At 64.7% G+C, this 22942-nt stretch carries 23 protein-coding genes and 1 tRNA gene; 19 read left to right on the top strand and 5 right to left on the bottom strand.

The annotated features are described in order from the left end of the window. The first annotated feature begins 7 nt into the window (after nt 1–7). From hemF to rng, 6 genes are all read left to right on the top strand, one after another. Nucleotides 8–937, top strand: a complete 930-nt coding sequence (hemF, locus tag VAR608DRAFT_RS27145; RefSeq protein WP_088956896.1) for an oxygen-dependent coproporphyrinogen oxidase — start codon at nt 8–10, stop codon at nt 935–937. Further along, nucleotides 928–1548, top strand: coding sequence for a nicotinate (nicotinamide) nucleotide adenylyltransferase (gene nadD / locus VAR608DRAFT_RS27150; protein WP_088956897.1), 621 nt, complete (start codon nt 928–930; stop codon nt 1546–1548). The genes hemF and nadD overlap by 10 nt, the downstream gene beginning before the upstream one ends. Then, nucleotides 1548–2216: a ribosome silencing factor gene (rsfS, locus tag VAR608DRAFT_RS27155; protein WP_088956898.1), complete on the top strand. Its 669-nt coding sequence runs from the start codon at nt 1548–1550 to the stop codon at nt 2214–2216. Before nadD ends, rsfS begins: the two co-directional genes overlap by 1 nt. Then, nucleotides 2213–2680: a 23S rRNA (pseudouridine(1915)-N(3))-methyltransferase RlmH gene (gene rlmH, locus VAR608DRAFT_RS27160; RefSeq protein ID WP_088956899.1), complete on the top strand. Its 468-nt coding sequence runs from the start codon at nt 2213–2215 to the stop codon at nt 2678–2680. Before rsfS ends, rlmH begins: the two co-directional genes overlap by 4 nt. An 82-nt stretch (nt 2681–2762) precedes the next feature. Then, entirely contained in the window at nt 2763–3368 is a 606-nt protein-coding gene (locus VAR608DRAFT_RS27165) for a Maf family protein (RefSeq protein WP_088956900.1), read from the top strand. A 7-nt stretch (nt 3369–3375) separates the two neighbouring features. Beyond that, nucleotides 3376–4902 (top strand): ribonuclease G, encoded by a 1527-nt coding sequence (gene rng, locus VAR608DRAFT_RS27170; protein WP_088956901.1) that lies wholly within the window; start codon nt 3376–3378, stop codon nt 4900–4902. 110 nt (nt 4903–5012) lie between these two features. On the opposite strand, the gene msbA is transcribed toward rng, so the two are convergent. After that, on the bottom strand, nt 5013–6797 hold the full coding sequence (gene msbA / locus VAR608DRAFT_RS27175; RefSeq protein ID WP_088956902.1) for a lipid A export permease/ATP-binding protein MsbA: 1785 nt from the start codon (nt 6795–6797) through the stop codon (nt 5013–5015). Between the two features lie 149 nt (nt 6798–6946). Here msbA and tolB point away from each other — a divergent pair, with 149 nt between their 5' ends. From tolB to VAR608DRAFT_RS27200, 5 genes are all read left to right on the top strand, one after another. Further along, nucleotides 6947–8263, top strand: a complete 1317-nt coding sequence (tolB, locus tag VAR608DRAFT_RS27180) for a Tol-Pal system beta propeller repeat protein TolB (protein ID WP_172843904.1) — start codon at nt 6947–6949, stop codon at nt 8261–8263. Between the two features lie 19 nt (nt 8264–8282). Continuing rightward, entirely contained in the window at nt 8283–8792 is a 510-nt protein-coding gene (pal, locus tag VAR608DRAFT_RS27185; RefSeq protein WP_088956903.1) for a peptidoglycan-associated lipoprotein Pal, read from the top strand. 2 nt (nt 8793–8794) lie between these two features. Continuing rightward, nucleotides 8795–9532: a tol-pal system protein YbgF gene (gene ybgF, locus VAR608DRAFT_RS27190; protein ID WP_088959004.1), complete on the top strand. Its 738-nt coding sequence runs from the start codon at nt 8795–8797 to the stop codon at nt 9530–9532. A 25-nt stretch (nt 9533–9557) separates the two neighbouring features. Beyond that, nucleotides 9558–10358: a tRNA threonylcarbamoyladenosine dehydratase gene (locus tag VAR608DRAFT_RS27195; protein WP_088956904.1), complete on the top strand. Its 801-nt coding sequence runs from the start codon at nt 9558–9560 to the stop codon at nt 10356–10358. 49 nt (nt 10359–10407) lie between these two features. After that, a tRNA-Lys gene (locus tag VAR608DRAFT_RS27200) sits at nt 10408–10483 on the top strand. A gap of 1627 nt (nt 10484–12110) precedes the next feature. Here the strand turns inward: VAR608DRAFT_RS27200 and VAR608DRAFT_RS37685 are convergent. Both VAR608DRAFT_RS37685 and VAR608DRAFT_RS27215 read right to left on the bottom strand, forming a co-directional pair. Next, nucleotides 12111–12647 (bottom strand): helix-turn-helix domain-containing protein, encoded by a 537-nt coding sequence (locus VAR608DRAFT_RS37685; RefSeq protein WP_197700417.1) that lies wholly within the window; start codon nt 12645–12647, stop codon nt 12111–12113. A 12-nt stretch (nt 12648–12659) separates the two neighbouring features. Then, entirely contained in the window at nt 12660–12938 is a 279-nt protein-coding gene (locus tag VAR608DRAFT_RS27215) for a helix-turn-helix domain-containing protein (RefSeq protein ID WP_088956905.1), read from the bottom strand. Between the two features lie 1024 nt (nt 12939–13962). On the opposite strand from VAR608DRAFT_RS27215, the gene VAR608DRAFT_RS27225 reads away from it, so the two are divergent. The 6 genes from VAR608DRAFT_RS27225 (at nt 13963) to VAR608DRAFT_RS27250 (ending at nt 17683) form a co-directional block, all read left to right on the top strand. Continuing rightward, nucleotides 13963–14508 (top strand): hypothetical protein, encoded by a 546-nt coding sequence (locus tag VAR608DRAFT_RS27225; RefSeq protein WP_088956907.1) that lies wholly within the window; start codon nt 13963–13965, stop codon nt 14506–14508. 184 nt (nt 14509–14692) lie between these two features. After that, on the top strand, nt 14693–15310 hold the full coding sequence (locus VAR608DRAFT_RS27230) for an MbcA/ParS/Xre antitoxin family protein (RefSeq protein WP_088956908.1): 618 nt from the start codon (nt 14693–14695) through the stop codon (nt 15308–15310). An 85-nt stretch (nt 15311–15395) separates the two neighbouring features. Continuing rightward, nucleotides 15396–15593, top strand: a complete 198-nt coding sequence (locus tag VAR608DRAFT_RS27235) for a hypothetical protein (protein ID WP_088956909.1) — start codon at nt 15396–15398, stop codon at nt 15591–15593. 10 nt (nt 15594–15603) lie between these two features. Further along, nucleotides 15604–16902 carry an AAA family ATPase gene (locus tag VAR608DRAFT_RS27240; protein ID WP_088956910.1) on the top strand — a complete coding sequence of 433 codons (1299 nt, stop codon included), beginning with the start codon at nt 15604–15606 and terminating at the stop codon, nt 16900–16902. A gap of 35 nt (nt 16903–16937) precedes the next feature. Further along, nucleotides 16938–17171 (top strand): BPSL0761 family protein, encoded by a 234-nt coding sequence (locus tag VAR608DRAFT_RS27245; protein WP_088956911.1) that lies wholly within the window; start codon nt 16938–16940, stop codon nt 17169–17171. A 50-nt stretch (nt 17172–17221) separates the two neighbouring features. Next, complete coding sequence (locus tag VAR608DRAFT_RS27250) at nt 17222–17683, top strand: hypothetical protein (RefSeq protein ID WP_088956912.1); 462 nt, start codon at nt 17222–17224, stop codon at nt 17681–17683. A 217-nt stretch (nt 17684–17900) separates the two neighbouring features. On the opposite strand, the gene VAR608DRAFT_RS37250 is transcribed toward VAR608DRAFT_RS27250, so the two are convergent. Next, the gene (locus tag VAR608DRAFT_RS37250; protein ID WP_157731123.1) at nt 17901–18089 is read right to left on the bottom strand and encodes a hypothetical protein; all 189 of its coding nucleotides are present in this window, start codon (nt 18087–18089) and stop codon (nt 17901–17903) included. A 129-nt stretch (nt 18090–18218) separates the two neighbouring features. Further along, on the bottom strand, nt 18219–18644 hold the full coding sequence (locus VAR608DRAFT_RS37690; protein ID WP_197700418.1) for a hypothetical protein: 426 nt from the start codon (nt 18642–18644) through the stop codon (nt 18219–18221). Between the two features lie 28 nt (nt 18645–18672). Here VAR608DRAFT_RS37690 and VAR608DRAFT_RS27265 point away from each other — a divergent pair, with 28 nt between their 5' ends. Together VAR608DRAFT_RS27265 and VAR608DRAFT_RS27270 are read left to right on the top strand one after the other, a co-directional pair. After that, complete coding sequence (locus VAR608DRAFT_RS27265) at nt 18673–19671, top strand: IS1595 family transposase (protein WP_088956914.1); 999 nt, start codon at nt 18673–18675, stop codon at nt 19669–19671. A gap of 74 nt (nt 19672–19745) precedes the next feature. Next, entirely contained in the window at nt 19746–22928 is a 3183-nt protein-coding gene (locus tag VAR608DRAFT_RS27270; protein WP_088956915.1) for an error-prone DNA polymerase, read from the top strand. Nucleotides 22929–22942 lie beyond the last annotated feature (14 nt).

Below are 22942 nucleotides of genomic sequence, written 5' to 3' on the forward strand. Positions count from 1 at the left end.
GGATCCAATGCAGACCGCCCCGATCGAAGCCAGGCCGCAGGAGGTGGGCGACTACCTGCGCGGCCTGCAGCAGCGCATCGTCTGTGCCATCGAGTCGGCGGATGGCAGCCAGTGCGTGCGCGATGAATGGTCCAAGGCGCCCGGCGAACCGCTGCAGGGCAGCGGGCTGACCTGCATCCTCGAAGGCGGTGGGCTTTTCGAGCGCGCCGGTTGCGGTTTTTCGCAGGTGAGCGGACCCAAACTGCCGCCATCCGCGACCCAGCATCGGCCGGAGCTCGCTGGTGCGCCCTTCGAGGCCATGGGCGTGTCGCTGGTGTTCCATCCGCGCAACCCCTACGTGCCGACCGTGCACATGAATGTGCGCATGCTCGCGGCGCTTCCTGCCGATGCGCCGCCGGTCTGCTGGTTCGGCGGCGGCATGGACCTGACGCCGTACTACGGGTTCGAAGAGGACGCGGTCCATTTCCACCGCACCTGCCGCGACGCGCTCGCCCCCTTCGGCGACGACAAGTACCCGCGCTTCAAGGCGTGGTGCGACGACTACTTCTTCCTCAAGCACCGCAACGAGCAGCGTGGTGTCGGCGGCATCTTCTTCGACGATTTTTCAGAGCTGGGCTTCGAGCGCAGCTTCGCGATGCTGCGCTCGGTCGGCGATGCCTTCCTGCCGGCCTATCTGCCGATCGTCGAGCGCCGCCGCAACACGCTCTATGGCGAGCGCGAGCGGGGCTTCCAGCTCTACCGGCGTGGTCGCTATGTCGAGTTCAACCTCGTGTGGGACCGCGGCACGCATTTCGGCCTGCAATCGGGCGGGCGCACCGAATCGATCCTGTTGTCGATGCCGCCCCTCGCCAGCTGGGCTTACCGCCAGGAGCCCGAGCCGGGCGGCCCAGAAGCGGCGCTGTACCGGGATTTCATCGTGCGGCGCGAATGGCTCTGAAGAAGCCGCGGATCGGGGTCTTCGGCGGGGCATTCGATCCGCCTCACAACGCGCATGTGGCGATGGCGCAGGCGGCGCTGGCACAGCTCGACCTCACGCAGCTGTGCATCTTTCCGACGGGCCAGGCCTGGCACAAGGACCGGGCGTTGAGCCCGGCGCAGCATCGCCTCGCCATGTCGCACCTTGCCTTCGACGATCTGCCCGACACCCGGGTCGATCCGCGCGAGATCCTGCGGGCCGGTCCGACCTACACGCTCGACACCTTGCGCGAATTGCAACACGAGCAGCCCGGCGCGCAGTTCGTGCTGATCCTGGGCGCCGACCAGGCGAGTTCGCTCCACACTTGGCACGGCTTCGAAGAGATTCTTTCGATCGCTATAATTTCGGTAGCATACCGCGCACTCTCCACGGGCTCCGACGGGCAGTTCGATCCATCCTCGCTGCCTTCCGTGCCGCCCGGCGCCCGCTTCGAAAAGCTCCAGCTCCCGCCGATGGACATCAGCGCGACCGACATCCGTGCGCGCGCCCAGCGAGGGGAGGACCTTCGCCAACTGGTTCCGCCGGCGGTTGCACGCTATATTGAACAACACCATCTCTACCGATCCGCCTGATGAGAACCGAAGCCGCCGCCAAGAAGGACACCCAGAAACTCCAGAGAGCCATCATCGATGGCCTCGAGGACGTCAAGGCGCATGACATCCAGGTTTTCGATACCGAGCATCTTTCCCCGCTCTTCGAGCGCGTGATCGTCGCTTCCGGAACCTCCAACCGCCAGACCAAGGCCCTGGCGGCGAGCGTGCTCGACGCGGTTCGCGAAGCCGGCTTCAACAAGCCGCGCGTCGAAGGCGAGGCCAACGGCGAATGGATCATCGTGGACTGCGGTTCCGCGGTCGCGCACATCATGCAGCCCGCGATCCGCCAGTACTACCACCTCGAGGAAATCTGGGGCGACAAGCCGGTGCGGACCAAGCTCGGCGCCACCAAGCCGATCGCCGTGAGGGCATCGGAAGAGGCCGACAAGGCGCCGGCGGCGAAACACACTTCGCTGCGGCGTTCCAGCGCCGCCAAGACCGCCGCCCGCACCGCGGAGCTGGCCGGCAAGCGGCCCGCGGCCAAGGAGACTGCCGCCAGGAAGGCGCCCGCCGGAAAGGCTGTGGCGCCGAAGGCGGCCAAGACCGTGGTCGTGAAGACACCCGCCAAGAAGGCCGCGACGAAGAAAGCGGCGCCGGCGCCGGCGGCGAAGAAGGCCGCGCGCAAGACCACCTCCGCCCGGTCATGAAGCTCCTGGTGGTCGCAGTCGGGCAGCGCGTGCCCGACTGGGCGCAGACCGCCTGGGACGATTACGCCAAGCGCTTCCCGCCGGAGCTCAAGCTCGAGCTGCGTGCGGTCAAGACCGAGCCGCGCGGCTCGAAAACGCTGGAAACCCTCTACGCAGCCGAGCGCGAGCGCATCGAGGCCGCCATCGCCAAGGGCATGCGCATCGTCGTGCTGGACGAGCGCGGCACCGCGCTCACCACCAAGGCGCTGGCCGCCCGTCTGCAGGCGTGGCAGGGCGAGGGCGACGACGTCGCGCTGGTGATCGGCGGCCCCGACGGGCTCGACCCTGCATTCAAGGCCGCGGCGCATGAGCGCATCCGGCTTTCCGACCTCACGCTGCCGCACGCGATGGCGCGGGTGCTGCTCGTCGAGCAGCTCTATCGCGCCTGGTCGGTCAACGCCGGCCATCCGTACCACCGCGAATGAGCGCAGTGCCGGGCCGCCCCAAGCAAGCTCGCTCCCCCTCGGGGGGCAGCGAGGACACGAAGTGCCGAGCGTGGGGGCTCACGTGACCCCCGATTTCATCTATCTCGCGTCGCAGAGTCCGCGCCGCGCCCAGTTGCTCGGGCAGCTGGGCATCCGGCACGAACTGTTGTTGGCCGAGCCTGGCGAGGATGCCGAAGCGCTCGAGGCCGTGCTCCCGGGCGAATCGCCGACGGCCTACGTCCAGCGGGTGACCGGGCTGAAGCTCGACGCGGCCGTCGCGCGCTGGGAACAGCGCGGCTTGCCGCCCGCGCCGATCCTGTGCGCCGACACGACCGTCGCGCTCGGGCGGACGATCCTCGGCAAGCCCGAAGACGCGCGCGATGCGAAGCGCATGCTCGAAATGCTCTCCGGCCACACCCATCGCGTGATGACCGCGATCGCGCTCCAGCACGGCGCCGATCGGGGGGCGCTGCTCAATGTCTCGCATGTCAGCTTCGCGCCGATCGATGGCGTGCAGATCGCCGCCTACGTTGCCACCGGCGAGCCGCTCGGCAAGGCCGGTGCCTATGCGATCCAGGGCCGGGCCGCCGCATTCATCGAACACATCAGTGGCTCGCATTCGGGCATCATGGGCCTCCCGATGTTCGAAACCGCCCGGTTGCTGCGCCAGGCAGGGTTCAGGCTTTAGACAACAGATGCAAGACATCCTGATCAACTGGTCGCCGCAAGAGACCCGCGTCGCCGTGGTGGAGCATGGCGCGGTCCAGGAACTCCACCTGGAACGCACCCTCGAGCGGGGTCTGGTCGGCAACATCTACCTCGGCAAGGTGTCCCGGGTGCTGCCCGGCATGCAGTCCGCTTTCATCGACATCGGCCTCGACCGCACGGCTTTCCTGCACGTGGCGGACATCGTGGCGCCGTTCACGCCGGGTTCGCGGCCGAGCACGGTTCAGGCGGACCGCGAGCACCGCAACGCCGGCGCGATGATCCCGATCGAGAAGCAGGTGTTCGAAGGGCAGTCGCTGCTGGTGCAGGTCATCAAGGACCCGATCGGCACCAAGGGCGCGCGGCTGTCGACCCAGATCAGCATCGCGGGGCGGCTCCTGGTCTTTCTGCCGCAGGACAACCATATCGGCGTCTCGCAGAAGATCCCGCCGGATCTTCGCGATGCATTGCGCTCGCGCATGCAGGCGCTGATCGAGGCCGCGGCCGCTGCGGAAACCGGCGGCGTGGTGCCGGCGAACACGGGCGGCTTCATCCTTCGCACCAACGGCGAGGATTCGAGCGATGCGGAGCTCGCCGAGGACATCGCCTACCTGCGCAAGACCTGGTCGCGCATTCGCGAGCTTTCGGTGCGCATGCCGCCGATGTCGCTGCTGCACCAGGACCTGAGCCTGCTGCAGCGCGTGCTGCGCGACATGACGAGCGAGGACACGCAGACCATCCGCATCGACTCGCGCGAGCAGTTCGATTCGCTTCTCAAGTTCGGACTCGAATTCATGCCGCAGGCGGCGGGCAAGCTGCAACTCTACAAGGGCGAGCGGCCGATCTTCGACCTCTATTCGATCGACGAGGAAATCGCCAAGGCGCTGGGGCGGCGCGTCGATCTCAAGTCCGGCGGCTACCTGGTGGTCGACCAGACCGAGGCGCTGACGACGGTCGACGTGAACACCGGCGGCTTCGTCGGGGCGCGCAACTTCGACGACACGATCTTCAAGACCAACCTCGAGGCCGCGCAGGCCATTGCACGACAGCTCCGGTTGCGCAACCTGGGCGGGATCATCATCGTCGACTTCATCGACATGGCGCGCGACGATCATCGCGAGCAGGTGCTTGCCGAGTTCCGCAAGCAACTCGCCCGCGATCGCGTGAAGACCACCGCGGGCGGGTTCTCGCAGCTCGGACTGGTGGAAATGACGCGCAAGCGCACCCGTGAATCGCTGGCGCACATGCTGTGCGAGCCCTGCCTTGCATGCGGCGGGCAGGGGATCGTGAAGACCGCCCGCAGCGTCGCCTACGACGTGCTGCGCGAGATCCTGCGCGAGGCGCGCCAGTTCACGCCGCGCGAATTCCGCATCGTCTCGTCGCCGCAGGTGATCGAGCTGTTCCTCGACGAGGAGAGCCAGCACCTGGCCGGGCTCAGCGACTTCATCGGCAAGCCGATCTCGCTGCAGGCCGAGCCCGCGATGGGGCAAGGCCAGTACGACATCGTATTGTTATAGGCTCGCCCCCCAGCCTCGCCCACTTCGTGTGGCTCTGACCCCCCTACCGGGGGGCAACACCAGCGGCCCGGCGGAGCCGGTTCCGCGGTGTTTCTGGTATCCCGCTTGGGTCAGATGGTGGGATCCTGCCCTGGTGCAGCGCCTCGGATGGCGAGGTGTTGCAGGCGGGCGTAGAGGCCGTCGAGGGCCATCAGTTGCGCGTGGCTGCCTTGCTCGGCGATGCGGCCGTGGTCCATGACGACGATGCGGTCGGCGTGCTGGATGGTCGAGAGGCGGTGCGCGACGATGAGGGTGGTGCGGCCCTGCATCAGGCGCTGCAGTGCTTCCTGCACCAGCCGTTCGGATTCGGTATCGAGCGCCGAGGTGGCCTCGTCCAGCAACAGGATCGGCGCGTTCTTGTAGAGGGCGCGCGCGATCGCGAGACGCTGGCGCTGCCCGCCCGAAAGCTGCGTCGCGTTGTGGCCGAGCACGGTGTCGATGCCGTTCGGCAGGCTCTCGACATGCACCGCGAGGTTGGCGGCCGCCACGCATTCGAGGATCCGGTCGCGCTCGATCTCGGCGCCGAGGGCCACGTTGGCCGCCAGCGTGTCGTTGAGCATCACCACGTCCTGGCTGACCATCGCGAACTGCGCGCGCAGGCTCCTGAGCTGCCACTCGCCAACATCCTGGCCATCGAGCAGGACCTCGCCGCCGCTCGGCAGCACGAAGCGGGGCAGGAGGTTGACGAGGGTCGTCTTGCCGGAGCCCGAAGGTCCCACGAAGGCGACGACTTCGCCGGGCTCGATCACCAGATCGACATCGTCGAGGGCACGAGCCTCGTCGCTTCCACGATAGTTGACGCGCGTCTTGCGAAGCTCGATGCGCCCGGAGGCGCGCGAGATTTCGTGCTGGCCCTGCTTTTCGGGGCCGACCGTGTCGAAGAGGTCGAGGCCCCGCTCCAGTGCCGCAAGTCCGCGGGTGATCGGGTTCGCCACGTCGGCAAGACGACGGATCGGCGCGATCAGCATCGCCATCGCGGCCACGTAGGCCACGAAACCGCCGACCGTCAGCCCGTGCTCGCTGCTTTGCCAAAGCGCGATCACCACCACGATGGACAACGCGACGGCGGCCAGCAACTGCGTGAGCGGCGTCATCGCGGCAGAAGCGATGGTGGATTTCAGCGCCAGGCGGTTGACGCTGTGGCTCAGGCGCTCGAAGCGATCCAGCTGGCTCGCCTGCGCGTTGTGCAGGCGCACGACCCGATTGGCGAGCACGTTTTCTTCGACGACGTAGGCGAGTTCGTCGGTCGCGAGCTGACCCAATCTCGTCAGGTGATAGAGCCGCTTCGACAGGATCTTCATGATCCACGCGACGCCCGGCACCATGACGCAGATGATGAGCGTGAGTTTCCAGTTGAGGTAGAGCAGGTAGATCACGAGCGCGATCAGGGTGAGCCCATCGCGCGACAGCCCCAGCAGGGCCTGTATCAGCAGCATTCCGCCGGTCTGTACTTCGTAGATGACCGTGTTGGACAAGGTGCTGGCCGAGTGGCGCGAGAACAGGGCGAGCTCCGCCGCCATGAGTTTCTGGAAGAGCATGCGCCGCAGCCGTTGCATGCCTTCATTGGCGATGCGCGAGAGCGCATATTGCGAGACGAACTGGGCGAGTCCGCGCACTGCGAAGAGCGAAATCATCGCGGCCGGCACCATCCAGAGCTGGAGCTGGCCTTTGGTGAAGCCTCGATCGAGCAGGGGCTTCGTGAGGGCGGGCATGAGCGCTTCGGTCAGCGCGGCGATGCTGGCGGTGAGGAATCCGATTGCCCACCATTGGCGCGAGCCGCCGAACCAGGTCATCAGTCGCGCGAGTCGGCGCGTCAAGGGGGGCCGCGCATCGTCGGCGGCGGGGGAGGGCTGCATGGCGGCGCATTCTACGTTCGCGCCTTCCGTGTAGGACCGGACCGGTTCTTGTACACGTTTTGTGACTCGGGCCGCATCGCAATGTGTACCATGTGGCCCCGTCAGGTCCGAGGCGGGAAACTTATTCCTCGGAAATCTCTCCGAACCGCATGAAAAAGCCGTTGCAAGACTTCTCCCCAACCCCTTCTTCATCGTTCTTCGTTCGCCGCGCCTTGATTGCGGCTCTCGCTGCCTCCCCCGCACTTCCCGCGCTCGCCCAGTTTCGGGTCGAGGTGTCGGGTGTGGGGTTGACGCAGTTGCCCATCGCACTCGTTCCTTTCAAGGGTGAGGAGAGCTCGCCCCAGAAGATCTCCGCCATCGTGCAGGCCGACCTCGAACGAAGCGGCCAGTTCCGTGGCGTCGACGCCTCGGGCCAGGCGCTCGATGAGACCTCCCGTCCCGACCTGAGCCTCTGGCGCCAGCGCACGGCCGATTCCGTGGTGGCCGGCAGCGTGACGCGTCTTCCCGATGGTCGCTACGAAGTGCGCTTCCGTCTCTGGGACGTGGTTCGCGGCCAGGATCTCGGCGGTCAGAGCTACACCGTGCCGCAGGGCGACCTGCGTCTCGCTTCGCACCGGATCGCCGACTACGTCTACGAGAAGCTCACCGGCGAGAAGGGCATCTTCTCGACGCGCATCGCCTACGTCACCAAGGGCGGCAGCCGCTACAACCTGTGGGTGGCCGACGCCGATGGCGAAAACGCGCAGGCCGCGCTCGCGAGCCCGGAGCCGATCATCTCGCCGCGCTGGTCTTCCAACGGAACGCAGCTCGCCTATGTGTCCTTCGAGTCGCGCAAGCCGGTGGTCTACGTGCACAACGTCGCAAGCGGCCAGCGCCGGCTGGTCGCCAATTTCCGCGGCTCCAACAGCGCGCCTGCGTGGGCGCCCGATGGCAATACGCTGGCCGTCACCCTGAGCCGCGACGGCGGCTCGCAGCTCTACACGATCTCGTCCGGCGGCGGCGAGCCACGCCGGCTCACGCAGAGCAACAGCATCGACACCGAGCCGGTGTACTCGGCGGACGGAAGCACGATCTACTTCGTGAGCGATCGCGGCGGCGCGCCTCAGATCTACAAGATGAGCGCCGGCGGCGGCAACCCGACCCGCGTCACCTTCAGCGGCTCTTACAACATCTCTCCATCCGTCAGCGGCGATGGACGGTGGTTGGCCTACATTTCGCGCATCAATGGCGGGTTCAAGCTTCACGTGATGGACTTGCAGAGCGGGAACGTGCAGGCCATCACCGACACCACCGCCGACGAGCGCCCCAGTTTTGCTCCCAACAGCAAGTTGATCGTGTACGCCACGAAGCTTCAGGGCCGCGAGGCCCTGATGACAACGACGCTCGACGGAAAGATAAAAGCCCGCCTCGCGGGACAGGCTGGAGACATCCGTGAACCGGACTGGGGTCCGTTTCAAAAGCAATGACTAACTTGAGGAGTTCGAAATGTTGAAACGTACGATTTATTCGCTGGCCATCGTCGCCCTGATCGCAGGCTGCTCGTCGGGCACCAAGCTCAACGAGACGCCGGTGGTGGACCGCGGTGGCCAGGGCTCGGGTGGGGCGGCCAGCGGCGTCGCACCGGTCTCGATCGACCAGAGCGCGCAAACCGCACAGGGTCCGGTCGGTGTGGCACGGATCGTCTATTTCGACTTCGACAGCTACACCGTCAAGCCCGAATTCCAGTCGCTGATCGACGGCCACGCCCGCTTCCTGAAGGCCAATCCCCAGCGCCGCATCTCGATCGAAGGTCACACCGACGAACGCGGCGGCCGCGAGTACAACCTCGCGCTCGGCCAGAAGCGTTCCGAAGCCGTGCGCCGTGCGCTGGTGCTGCTCGGCGTGTCCGACAGCCAGATCGAGGCCGTGAGCTTCGGCAAGGAAAAGCCGGCGGTGCAGGGCACGGGTGAGGAAGTCTGGGCGCAGAACCGCCGCGCCGAGATCACCTACCGCTGATGATGCGCGGTGCTCTCTTGCGAGGCGCTGCCCTCGCAGCCGCATTGCTTTGCGCCTCCCTCGGCGCGCAGGCCGCGCTGTTCGAGGACGACGAGGCGCGACGCGCGATTCTCGACCTGCGGCAGCGGGTCGAGACCATCCGCACGCAAAGCGCCGAGGAAAACGCGCAGCTGCGCCGCAGCCTGCTCGATCTGCAGAACCAGATCGAGCAGATGCGCGGCGACCTGGCCCGCATGACCGGGCAGAACGAGCAGCTCACGAAGTCGCTCTCGGAGATGCAGCAGCGTCAGACCGAAGTCGATACCCAGCTCAAGAAGAACGAGCCCTCGAAAGTCTCGATCGACGGTCGCGAGTTCAATGCCGATCCGCGCGAGAAGGCCGACTTCGATGCGGCGCTGGGCATCTTCCGCGCGGGGCAGTTCGCGCAGGCGCAAACCGCTTTCGCCGATTTCGTGAAGCGCTATCCGCAGAGCGGCTACAACGCTTCGGCGCTGTTCTGGCTCGGCAACGCCCAGTACGCGACCCGCAACTACAACGAGGCCATCGCGAACTTCCGTTCGATGCTCTCGCTGGCGCCCGACCATGCGAAGGCGCCGGAGGCGGTGCTGTCGATCGCAAACTGCCAGATCGAGCTGAAGGACACGCGCGCAGCGCGGCGCACGCTCGAAGACCTGACGAAGGCCTATCCGCAGTCCGAGGCCGCACAGGCCGGACGCGAGCGGCTTTCGCGGCTGCGCTGAGCGCGGCCGTCCATCGCGCCCGATCATGATGCCGGCCGTAGCTGCAGACGATGCGGATCTGGCTCGCCGCTTCGGCGGGCTGGAGCGCCTCTATGGCGTCTCGGGCGCGGCTGCGATACGGGCCTCGCATGTGATGGTCGCCGGCATCGGCGGCGTCGGTTCATGGGCCGCGGAGGCGCTCGCGCGCAGCGGGGTGGGACGGCTGACCCTGATCGACCTCGACCACATCGCCGAATCCAACATCAACCGCCAGATCCATGCACTCGACGCCACGATCGGCCAGGCCAAGGTCGAAGCGATGCGGGAGCGCATCGCCCAGATCAACCCGTCGTGCGAGGTGCTGGCCATCGACGATTTCGTCGAGCCGGGCAACTGGCAGACCTTGCTTGCCGCTGCGCACGAAGCGAATGGGGCACCGACGGCGCTCATCGATGCCTGCGACCAGGTGCGGGCCAAGGTCGCGATGGCGGCGTGGGCGCGCGCCACGAAGGCTGATTTCATCACCGCGGGCGCGGCGGGCGGCAAGCGACTGGCGCACAAGGTCGACATCGACGACCTTGCGCTGGTGACGCACGACCCCTTGCTCGCGCAGTTGCGTCAACGTCTGCGCAAGGAGCACGGAGCGCCGCGCGAAGGCCGCAAGATCGGCATCGCCTGCGTCTTCAGCCGCGAGAGCGTGGCGCCGCCCGACGCCTCGTGCGCGGTCGAAGGCGACGGGTCGCTCAACTGTCACGGCTACGGGTCGGTCGTGAGCGTGACGGCGACTTTCGGTCAATGTGCAGCGGGCTGGGTGCTGGACCGGATTGCCCGAAACACCACGCTATAATTTCTGGCTTTGCCGGATTCGACGCCGGCAAAGATGCCTGAACAGGTAGGGGACGTTAGCTCAGTTGGTAGAGCAGCGGACTTTTAATCCGTTGGTCACTGGTTCGAATCCAGTACGTCCTACCATTCACTCTTCCTCTGAGGGACACGCCAGGCCCGCTGCCAAAACGGTAGTGGGCCTCGTTGTTTGGGGCGTGACTCATCAGATACTCATCACTAGGGCATGCAACGGTCCAAGGTGCGTTTGAGGCCCCTCCGAGGGCGGAAAAGTACACGCGCGCCGGATTTTGATTCCTGTGTCCCGCAGTTCGAATCCGGGCATTTGCCACCCAAGAACCCGCGCCAGTGCTCGCTCGCGTGCTGCGAAATTGATAGCAACGGCGGTCGGCGTTCGCTTCAGTCATCATTTACTCATCAAGCAGATCAGGCTGGCTGCAGCGCCGGCGCACAGGCGAGGGGGCCGGCGAAAACATGGTACTGCTGAACCCGCAGGGACGCCATGGGTTGGCTTTGGGGCGCTGGCGAACCGCGCCCGTTCGCCCGGGCGGGGAGGCGCGGCGCCACAGGCGCGCTCCATGCGCCTGCGGGCGCGCTTGGTGCGCCGCCTGGTCGGCATGCCCGCCATCAATGCTTTCCTTTCGCCTTCCGGGAGGGCCGGGAGGGCCGGGGGGCTGCGGTGGAGGGGGCGGGGGGCGCAGGTGGCTCCACGCGTCGGCGTTCGATGCAGGCGTTTATTTCCCCGACCTTGCAAAATATGCGATTGCCGAGCTTGTAGAACGGTGGAAGGTCGTCCCCGCGCTTGCGCCAGCGGGCGAGGTTACGCACGCTGGTCTCCAACTTAGCCGCCACCTTCTCCAGGGGGCGCAAGCTCTCGTCATCATCAGGTTGCCGGTTTTCGCTCATGGTCATCTCCTGTCGGAATCGAAAGAATTTTGATGATATGTCTGCCAATTGCTGTCAAGTAACCGGCTTCAAAAGGCTTGAGCGCCCCTGAAAGCGAACGATCGAAGCGCCGGGGGCGCGCTTCGTCGCTATTTCCGTGTTAATGCTCAATGGTCAGAAATAAGTTCGAGACGCAGTTGATGAAACACCGACGTTCACCATAGACCGTGGCGTCAGATTATCTGAATTTTCACAATTTGCGAGGAGATGCGAGTGGAGGAGCAATGGTTGGTTAATCGCACCCTGGCCATTCATTTTGTCCAGTTGACGCGAGCCCGCCTGCAGCGTGAGGCACTGCTCGTGAGCGGGCCGGGGCAGCCCACGGCTGGCGGGCGCAGACGGCCACTGGCGGACCGAGTCCGCCAAGCGTTTCGTTACATTTGAGCCGCGTGCGAGGACGGTTGGCTGGCGTTCGCGGCCGGAGCGCATGGCGTGTTCGTCACCGAACTGGCCCTCGGACGAGCCCCGCGCGGTTGGCGCTGCTGCGATGGCGACAGTCTCGCCCGACGACACGCATGACCACGAGCGGGGCTGCCCCGCAGCCTTCCCTTGCGCCAATACGGTTCGCGTTGAACGCCGTGAGTGGAACTCAGAGAAACTCGCGGGTGAAAAAAGTCTTTCTTTGCCTGAATTGAATTGCATGGCTAAGCAGGACGCCTGCTATTGCAGGACGGCCGCGATACGCTTGTTTTTCTGCAGTGACGATGAAAATGGACGACCATCGTTTTGAGTCTCCGCAACCCTGGTCCTGAAAAGCACGCAATAGATGGGCGCTTGGCCAATTTGGCAATAGAGTTAGCCGTCCTGCAGGTTATTTGGAAGTTCTTTTTTTGGGCGGCAAGGGAAAGTGCTGAAAAAACTCGGCAGGCTCCACCCCGAGGCTTTCCAGAATTCGCATCAATTGCGCGAAAGTCGGGTTTCGCCGTCCGCATTCGAGCCAGGAGATGTAGCTGCGCGCCACACCCGCTTTGTCGGCAAGTTCCTCCTGGGTGAGTCCGGCCCATTGCCGCTCTTTCATCACCGCCAAGCCCACCATGGTTGACAAGTCGTTCACGGCGCGGGGAAGCGGCTTTCGTTGCGGCACCTGCCGGCGCGCGTGCGGGTCGACGTGCAGGTCGCGGAAGAACGTGACCGGCTCGGCGCGAAGGGCCCGGATGAAGACCATGAGTTTCCGGAAGGTCAGGTTGACTTCGCCGCGTTCCACCCGGCCCACATAACTTCTGTCCAACCCGAAGAGCCACGCGAAGCGCTCCTGGCTCACGTCCTGGCGCTCGCGTTCACGGCGTATCGCTTGCCCGAGCAACCACAGGGGACCCGGGTCCAGCTGTTCCTGTTTGGCCGGATCCATGGCCAGGAACCCCTAGGCGCGCGGATCGTGAACCAGGGGATCGAGCGGACCCTGCATTCGATGCTCAAACTCGGCATCGAAGAGCGGGATGTCCAGGGCCAGCGCCGCCAGCCAACGACGAAGCTCGAAGTAGCTGAGCATCCGCACGCCCGTCTCCACCTTGGTCACATCGCTCTTGCGAAGGAGCGCGAGCTCGCCGATCTGCTTCTGGGTGAGCCCGGCGGCCCGACGCCATTCTTTCAAGATCTCTGCCATGACCTGGTTCTCTCGGCTGTAGGGTGAGCGCTGCATGAGTCCGCTTGTTGTTTCGGCGGGCACCTTGTCAGCGAGAACAGAAGGTGCGAAACTCGCACCTTCTGAAACTCTGCAAGTTCCTCAATGCGCAGGCTTCGGCAGAGGTACTCGATTCGGGTGGTGGAGCGTCATGGCGACGATCGGTCGCGTCAGCAGTTGATGGGTTGGGCGACGCCGCTCCGATTGCACTCTCGCAAGGAGCAACAGAATCGCCGAAAGGGCTGAGATGAGCGCAACTGCGCATTTGTGTCGTTTGGACAGTAATTCGCGAACGCGAGTGTCCGCAGATCCCGGGAGCACGGCAAGGATGGTGAACGTGCCATTGCGAAGCGAATTGAAAGAGGTGAGCGTGATGCGCGTGCTGACACTTCTCAAAGGCGGGCCCTTGAAGGGCCGGGTCAACCGGTCTGGCAAGAACGCTGCAGCGCCGTGCGCACGTTCGAAAGCCAAGCTGGCTTCATGGCGCGTTCCACGCGGCCACGTCCCGTTCGAAGAAGAGTGCGGAGACGAATCTCCATGACAGCGGCCGAACGCGATTGCGCAAGAGACAATGCGCTATCCAGTGGCAATGCGACATGCTGGTTCGGTACCTACGAGGATGGTCGACAGCCCTTCGAGCTTCTTCTTCCAACCTCCTTCATCGCCGCCGTCGAAGCGGAGGTGTTGCAACGAGCGCAGCAATCGACAGAGCGGAAGCGAGCTGCGATCGTTGCAGATGCGCGGCGTGAGGTCGTGGAGCATAAGGCATCGAGTTCGCGCCGCAAGGACTTGGACCAGCGCGTCATCGTCGTCGACAAGGCGTCATTTGTTGCGGACTTTGACGGTGCTCTTTCAGACGTTGACCCGGGGCGCATGCACCGGGTGCTTGCCGCGGCGCAAGTTTGGGACGCCGCATCGCGAGCAGAAGCCACACGCGACGAGGACCACCGACAGCACGCCACGCGTCTTGTGAACCGGATCAACCAATCCGGGGGCTTGCGCACAGGCGTCAATCCTGGACGCAATCCGGATCGATGGGGCCGTGATCTCGCCTTCCTGGTTGAAGCGCACCCGCACATGCAGGGAGGCGACGCAATTCGTTGCGAGCCGCGTCGCGCTGTCCATTCACGTCCAGTCGATGGAGAACGCTCAAGCGGCGGCCATCTGGCTCGGGACGGAACGTCACTGGTCTACGGCGTCGCACGGCATCGTCTGCGAGCGCATCGTCTTTGGCGAGACGGCAAACCCGGTCTTCGTGATCGAAGAGATCGACAAGGCGCCGCCGCACGCCCAATACAACCCGCTGGCCGCGTTCCATTCGCTGCTGGCGCCCCTGACCGCGTGCGCGTTGCGGGACGCGGGTCTGGACGTCACGTTCGACACGAGCCTGGCCATCTACATCGCCAACTCGAACGATGCAGTCGCGTTGCCCGAATCGTTGCGATCGCGAGTTCGCGATCTTGCCCCCGCGTGGCGAGCAGGCGCTACAAGCGGCCTATCTCATTGCCACCGCGGCCGCGCGAAAGCTTCGGCGTCTCTCGCTTCGCGCCCCCGCAGCCCGCGCTGTCGCGCAAGCTCACCCACCTGAGTGCGCGCGAGATCTTCCAGTTCGTGCAGGAGCATTGCGCGTGTCGTTCAGAGCGGGCGCCGGTGCCTGAGCGTCGCGGACTTGCCGGTGGAGATCGTCGGCGACGAACGCGCGGCCGCATCCATGCTGTATTAACGATGCGCGACACCGCCGGCGTCCACATCTTGTTTCGAGGATCGCACACATGACCATGCCACACCAACGAATGGATGCTTTCATCCAGGCCGGAAAGATCCTCTGGAGCATCGTCGATACCGCCAAGCACACCCACAGGTGGGGTGCGTCCTTGCCCAAACAGCTCGTTTCCGAGGTCGAATCGGCGTTGCGTCATTATCCCGATGTACTCGAACTCGAACGCGCGGCAGACGAGCAAAGAAGCATGCACACGTGGATGGCCAGGCCGACGCGAGGCACGGCGCAGCTCAATGAGGTCTGTGACCGATTGAGGAGCGCGGCGAAGCAGCTTGGCATGGAAGACGATTGGGAAACCCTGGCGTGCTACCCGTTGCCTCACCTGCACGTGTGGCTCTTCAATGAACATCCAGCGCTGGGCTATCGAGCACCGGACGATCTCCTGGACGTCACGTGCAACCCCGATGCGATCATTGAGCTCTTCAAGAACGAAGAGATGTTGACGCGCGAAGCGTGCCGTGTTTTCGGCAGCAGGAGCAAGGCGCATCGGTGGCTGCGCGGCTTCAATCGCGAACTGGGAGGCGTCCCGCTCGAGTCACTGGGTTCGGACATTGGCCGACGCCGGGTCATGGACGAGTTGCGACGCATGACGCCCCATGCCGATCGGTGAAGTAGCGCATCGAGCATCAGGAGCGACTGCCGACAGCGCCGTCCCGCGCCACAACTTGGTCGAGCAATTCGGAAGGAGTTCATCCATGACGACGGCGCATGAAAGACGCAGGGCCCTGGAATGGGCGGGCGAGACGTTGAGGAAGCGGGACTCGGAGGCCGTTCGCATGCAAGCGCGGCGTCTGCGCGACGACCCGCGGATCCTCAGCGCGCTGGACGTGTACACCCACCTGGTCGGTGTCTCGGAAGGCACGCGGGCCTCTTCTCTGTCCACTGCAGCCTGAAAGCTCACCGATGGCAAAACACGCCGCCACTGCTGAGGTCCCGCCAGAAGGCTTCGGTCTTCACCTGGCTTCGTATCACGTCGAAGACACCGACACGTGGGTGCGTTTCCTGTTGCCTCAGCCCGTACTGAGCCGGATGAGGGAGGAGCTCAAGCGCCTGAACGAGCAGGCGCAGGCCCTGGAGGCCGAGCGCATTGAGGAGAAAAGGTCAAAGGCCGTGGCCCGGTCGGGCGACGAACTGGATAGGTTTCCCGCAGAGGTGCCCGAGCAGCCGCCCAACACGGTGGAGGTCTTCGATTGGGCCGCCGCGCGGGCACGGATCGTCGCGCTGAAGAAGAACCCGGATACGGGCGACTCCGATGTTGTCAGGCATGATCTCCGGCAGTTCAGCGACGTCATGACGCGAGGCCCCTGGCGCGCCGTCGCGCACCCGCCATTCTGGCGCGAGGCGCTGACGACACTGAGCGCGGAGATGCCCCACTTCGCCGAGGTTGTCGCGTTCTACGAGCGCAGTCTCGCGCTGGCTGAGCTCACCGGCTCTGCACCCAAGCCGGGGCCGGTCCTGCTGCTCGGAAGTCCCGGCGTCGGCAAGACCCATTTCACCGAGCGGCTGGCGAAGGTGCTCGGCACGAGCCTCTATCGTCAGGCGTTCGACAACGCGCAATCGAACGCCGGTCTGCGAGGCTCCGAACGATATTGGAGCAACTCGCAAGTCGGCGCGCTGTGGCAAACCATCGTCCTGGGTGAATTTGCCAACCCGATCGTGCTGCTCGATGAACTCGACAAGGCAAGCGAACGTAATGGGCACGGGTCCCCTACAGACGCATTGCTGACCCTGCTCGAGCCCGCGACGGCAGGTTGCACGAAGGACGTCAGCATGGACTTCGAGTTCGACGCGAGCTACGCGATGTACATCGCCACGGCCAACGATCCTGCGCGCCTCAGCGCGCCGCTTCGCTCGCGCTTCACGGCCTTTGAGATTCAAGAGCCTGATATTGAGGGGCGCCTCGTGCTCGCGCACACCATCTATGAGGCGACGATGGCGCGCATGGTCCCCGACGAGAAGATCCGACTCGCGTTCAGACGCCCCACCAACCTGCAGTTCTGCGCGTTGGCCTGGATGACGCCGCGCCAGATGCGCAAGGCATCCGAGAACGCCTTGGGCGCCGCCGCCCTGGCCAGGCGCTGGCACTTCGAGGATGGCGATTTCGAACTGCAGCCGCGATGCGGCTCTGCCGATGCGGCCTCGCCGCGCAAAGACCACGACGACGACGACGGTTCGATCGTTGCGATCGTGCTCAGGCCCTAGGACGCAAGCATCTACTTCGAGAACGGGAATACACCATGACCGTGGGCTATGAAAGGCGCAGGGCGCTGGAATGGGCGGGAGAACTGCTGAGGGACCTCGCATTCCAGCCAGAGAAGCACGAGGCGCTCTGGGGCGGCCCCATCCCGCCCAAGCTGAAGCTGCTGGCCCATCGCATCCTCAGGCACTACCCCGAACCCTGGCAACTGGATGCGGCGGTCGAGAGCGATGACCCGGTGTGTTGGTGGATCAGCAAGGAGCCGCCACGCTAGCTCAATGGTGAGATTTTCACCGCGCGCCATCTTCTCAAACCTGAAAGGCCATGCCGATGCTCACTGTTGAACAGCTCAAATCTCGCTACCCGTACATGTTCGATCGGCCCCATATTGGGTTCGAGTTCTATCGAGGTTGGATGCCGATCCTGGTACGCGCCTGCGCGGAGATCGATGTGGCTCTGGGCGAGAACAAGCGCGTCTTTCACTGGCGCCAGATCAAGGAGAAGTGGGGATCTGCGCGCTTCTACTACAGGCTCGGTAGCACTTCGCGCGTGAGGATGGACGTTCATGAGCCAGGGGAGGGCGTTGCCGTGTTGAGAGGTGCGACCCGGAAAGGGGATGCGTTGGCCGATCGCATTGACGCCATCGTCGATGCCGCGGAGGAGCAGACACAAACGGCGTGCATCGTTTGCGGCGCGCGGGCCAGCTTGGAGGACGCGAACGGCTACTACGTGACGCTCTGCCCGATGCACTCGCCAGAAGACATCGCGGGTGCGGTTCTGTCGTGACCGACGATCTCGAATCGATCCTCCGAAGGTTGCGTGCCCTCGAGGGCCGCGTGCCGGCGGGTTTCACATTCGACCGTGACGACGCCAACGAACGCGGGCAGAGCCCCTCGGTTTCCGACAACGCGAGGATGGCCTCAGCGAGACAGTTGGACTGCGAGAGGGCTGACATCGGCCCCAACGAATTGAGTCGGATTGCGACCCGACTGAACATCGCAGCTCAATGACGCGCACCGGAAAACGCCGATACACGCGCCTGCGCGATGAAAAAACCGGCAGGCTCAGGCTCCATGTGCCCGTCGCGGAACTCGAGCTCATTGCTCGCGCAGCCGAGCTTCAAGCGCTGAGCGTCGAGGAATTCGTTCGTCGCGCCGCCTTGAGGTCTTCGCATGAAGCACTGCTCGATCAAGCGGGTGCGGCGCGCCGAGAGGATGACGCAAGGAGCCGTTCGACAGACGCCTGACACGCATGAAAGCCATTGGGCCAATTGCGGGAGAGGTCACCGACTCAGAGCTTTGAAGGGGACTTAGCATGACAATTATCGTTTGCCAGTTGGATCGATTTCGAGACATCCAACCTTTTGCTTGGTGGGTAAGCGCTTGCGCTGCTTGAAGAGCTCCTGTTCGAACTTCGTTGCCTGCTCGGCATTGAACGCATCGATCCAAAGTTTGATCTGGCGCTCCTCGTCCGACTGCGGCTGGTCGAAGAGGGCGTCCATCCCCTTGGGAATCTTGATCTTCGGATCGCTCTGGCGCTCGAAATAAAGCTTGGAAAAAGCGCGCAGGCTCAGCTCGCCGCCAAAGAGGCGCACGAACTGCTTGTACTCGGCTCGAATCTGGGCGGAATAGCACATGGACAACTGCGCGAACGCGCTCTCCTGAAGGTCGCTACGAGAAAACTGTAACCGCTGCGCCGGCTTGCGTTCAGACGCGTAGAGTACTGGTTTTATGTACGGGGTATCCATTTAGCTCCAGTTGAACTAGCATCACTGGATGGACGTCCATATGTTAGTCCCCAAGGCGGGAGAGGACTACCCCGTGAACTGGAACCAGTTCCTGGACTGGTTCGCCACCGAAGAGGCCTGTCTTGGCTATCTGGAGCGGCTGCGCTGGCCGCAAGGTTTCGTGTGCCCGCGCTGCGGGGTGGCCGCTGAGCCCTATCGCTCCAGCCGCGCACGGCTGATGTGCCGAAGCTGCTCGACCCAAAGCACGGTGACCGCAGGCACCATCTTCGAGAAGACCCGCACGCCGCTGCGGGTGTGGCTGGCCGCGGCCTGGTACGTCACCAACCAGAAGCATGGCGTCAGCGCGCTCGGACTGCAGCGCGTGCTCGGCCTGGGCAGCTACCAGACGGCCTGGGCGATGCTGCACCGTCTTCGCCAGGCGATGGTGCGCCCCGAGCGGGAACGGCTCGGCGGCATCGTGGAGGTCGACGAGATGTATCTGGCCATCAGCGATCGTCAGCAGCCTGTCGCCCGTGGGAGGGGCAAGGGTCGAATAAGCCAGACGCATCAGATACCTGTGGCGATCGCCGTGGAACTGCATGAGCCCAAGGGCTTCGGCCGACTGCGGCTCGAGCGCATCCATCGCGGCTCCACCGAGCAGGTCATCCCCTTCGTGCTCGCCAACATCGAACCTGGCTCACAGGTGTGCACCGACGGCTCGGCCGTCTACCGCGATCTCGCGGATCTGGGCTATTTGCACCAGCGCACTGTTCATCGGGGCTCCGACGTTCCCGCGCACGTCTCCATGGTTGGCGTTCACCGCGTGGCCGCACTGGTCAAGCGCTGGGTGCTGGGCACGCACCAAGGCGCCGTGCAGCCGGCGCATCTGGACGCCTACCTCGATGAGTTTGTTTTTCGCTTCAATCGCAGGGCCTCGCGCTCGCGAGGGCTGCTGTTTTACCGGCTGCTGCAGCAGGCCGTCGTCACGGATCCGCTGACCTATCGCGATGTCGTGGACAACATCCCCAGATCCGCGGAAGTGGCGTAGATTACTGGATGAACATCCATATATCTCTCGTCGCTGGAGCTAAATGGATACCCCGTTTTTATGTACAGCATTCAATGGACGAGCCGCCTCCCTTTGCCGAGTTGCACTGTCGCTCGAACTTCACCTTCCTGGTCGGCGCCTCCCAGCCCGAAGAATTGGTCGAGCGCGCCGCGGCGAAGCTCTATTCAGCCCTCGCACTGACCGACGAATGTTCCGTCTCCGGCGTGGTTCGGGCTCATCTGCACGCACGCGAATGCGGCCTGCACTTCATCTGCGGCAGCGAGATCCTGCTGACGACCCAACGCGGCAAGCCGCATGCACGGGTCGTGTTCCTGGCGCAGAACAAGCTCGGCTGGAGCAATCTCTGCGAATGCATCACCCTCGCGCGCCGGCGGGCAGCGAAAGGCAGCTACAGCGCTCTCGTGAGTGATGTCGAAGGCAAGAACATCCAGGCGCCGCACCTGGCGGGCATGCCAGGCTGCCTCGTGCTGCTGCTGCCTGAGGACGACGCCACGGTGGAGTCGCTCTTCGCACAGGCCATGTGGCTCAAGACCTGGTTTCCCGATCGGGGATGGATCGTCGTGACGGCTCCGCTCCTCTTGGACGATGACATCCGAATCTGCACCGCCCACGAGGTATCGGAGCGCACAGGCCTGCCTCTCGTGGCGAGCTCGAGTCCGCTCATGCACACGCGCAAGAGGAAACCCGTCCAGGACGTTCTCACAGCGGTGCGGCATGGGACAACTGTGGCCAAGGCGGGCTTCGCGTTGGCGGCAAATGCAGAAAGCTATCTGCGCGGGCGCGCGATCCTCGCCAAGCTGTTCATCCCCCAATGGATGGAAGAGAGCGTCCGCATCGCGAGCCGATGCACCTTCTCGCTGGAGGAGCTTAAGTACGAGTACCCGCGCGAAGTTGTTCCCGAAGGCGAGACGCCGGCTTCGCACCTTCGCAAGCTCACCTACGAGGGCGCGGCGCGCCGATACCCCAACGGTCTGCCCGAGAAGGTCCGCCGGCAGATCGAGCACGAGCTGCAGGTCATCGCCCAGCTTGAGTACGAGAGCTACTTCCTCACTGTGGCCGACGTCGTGCACTGGGCGCGCGGTCGCAACATCCTCTGCCAGGGGCGAGGGTCCGCCGCCAACAGCGCGGTCTGCTATTGCCTGGAGGTCACGAACGTCGATCCCGAGCGTATGAACGTGCTCTTCGAGCGCTTCATCTCGGTCGAGCGGCGCGAGCCGCCAGACATCGATGTCGACTTCGAACACCAGCGGCGCGAGGAGGCGATGCAGTACATCTACGAGAAGTACGGCAGGGATCGCGCGGCGCTCACAGCGGTGGCCACGACCTACCGCACCAAGTCCGCACTGCGCGACGTCGGCAAGGCCCTGGGCATCGCCGATGACGTGATCGACCGTCTGGCCAAAACCGCCTACGGCACCGATGAAAAATGGATCAGCGAAGCATGCCTGCTGGAGAACGAGATCGATCCGACCAACCCGACGGTCATCTGGTGGCTCACGATCGCGGACACGATCCGTGGCTTTCCGCGGCACCTGAGCCAGCATCCGGGCGGCTTTGTGATCGGGCGGGACAAGGTGAGCCGCCTCGTGCCGGTGGAGAACGCGGCCATGGAGAACCGCAGCATCATCCAGTGGGACAAGGACGACCTCGATTCGACCGGTCTCATCAAGGTCGACATCCTCGCGCTCGGGATGCTCACGGCCATTCACCGCGCGCTGGACCTCGCCGGCGAGAAGACCCTCGGCCGCCCGATGCGTCTGCAGGAAGTGCCGGCCGAGGATCCCGCTACCTACGAGATGATCTGCAAGGCCGACACCGTCGGCGTCTTCCAGATCGAGAGCCGCGCCCAGATGAGCATGCTGCCGCGCATGCAACCCAGGCGCTTCTACGACCTGGTGATCCAGGTGGCGATCGTGCGGCCGGGCCCGATCCAGGGAGGCATGGTGCATCCGTACCTGCGTCGTCGAGCCGGCGAGGAGGCGATCGAGTACCCGAGCGACGAGATCCGCGCGGCGACGGAGCGAACGCTCGGTGTGCCGCTCTTCCAGGAACAGGTCATGCAGATCGCGATGGCCGCGGCCGACTTCACCCCCGGTGAAGCGGACCAGCTGCGCCGGGCCATGGGTGCCTGGCGCAAGCGTGGCGGGCTCGAAGTGCACCAGCGCAAGCTCATCGAGCGCATGCTGAGGAAGGGCTACACCGAGGAGTTCGCGCTGCGGATCGCGAAGCAGGTAGAGGGCTTCGGCAGCTACGGGTTTCCGGAGTCGCATGCGGCAAGCTTCGCGCTCATCGTCTATGTGAGCTGCTGGCTCAAGCGCCATCATCCGGATGCGATGCTGGCAGCGCTTCTAAACAGCCAGCCGATGGGCTTCTATGCGCCGGCGCAGCTGGTGCGCGATGCGCGCGAACATGGCGTCGTCGTGCGTGCGGTCGATGTCACCGTCAGCGATTGGGAAACGACCCTGGAGGAGCCGGCGCAGGCGGAAGCCTCGTCGCGCTGGGACACCACCTACGAGCAGCCGCTGCGCGCCGTGCGTCTCGGCATGTCGCGGATCAACGGGATGCGCGAGGACGCGGCAAACCGGATCGTTGCCGCGCGTGCAGAGGCGCCGTTTGCGAGCGTGGAAGATCTCGCGATGCGCGCCGAGCTCGATGCCCATGACCTCGCGTGCCTCTCGAGTGCGGATGCGCTGCTGAGCCTCGCAGGAAGACGACCCGACGCGGTCTGGGCCGCAAAGGGCATCGACACGCGGCCGACGAAGATGCTGCGCGAAGCCCGCACGCATGAGGATGCGATTGCGTTCGGCGAGCCGGAGGAGGGCGCAGAGATTGCTGACGACTATGGGACCCTCGGCTTGAGCCTGCGTCGCCATCCGCTGGCGCTGATTCGATCGCAGCTGGCCGAAATGGGCATCCGGACCTCGGAGCAACTGCGGACCCAGGCCAAGGACCGGCAGAAGGTTCGCGCCAGCGGCATCGTGACGCACCGGCAGCGGCCGAGCACGGCGAAGGGCGTGATCTTTGCGACGCTCGAGGACGAGACCGGGACCGTCAACATCATCGTGTGGCCTCAGGTGGCCGAGCAGCAGCGCACGGTGCTGCTCGGCGCCAAGCTCTTGAGCGTCGAGGGCACCTGGCAGAGCGAGAAAGGCGTTCATTCGCTGGTCGCAATGAAGCTGGTGGATCACACCCCATTGCTCGGGCAACTTCGCGTGGGAAGTCGCGACTTCCGGTAAGCCTTGTGAGGCTT

The organism is Variovorax sp. HW608, assembly GCF_900090195.1.
GTDB lineage: Bacteria > Pseudomonadota > Gammaproteobacteria > Burkholderiales > Burkholderiaceae_C > Variovorax.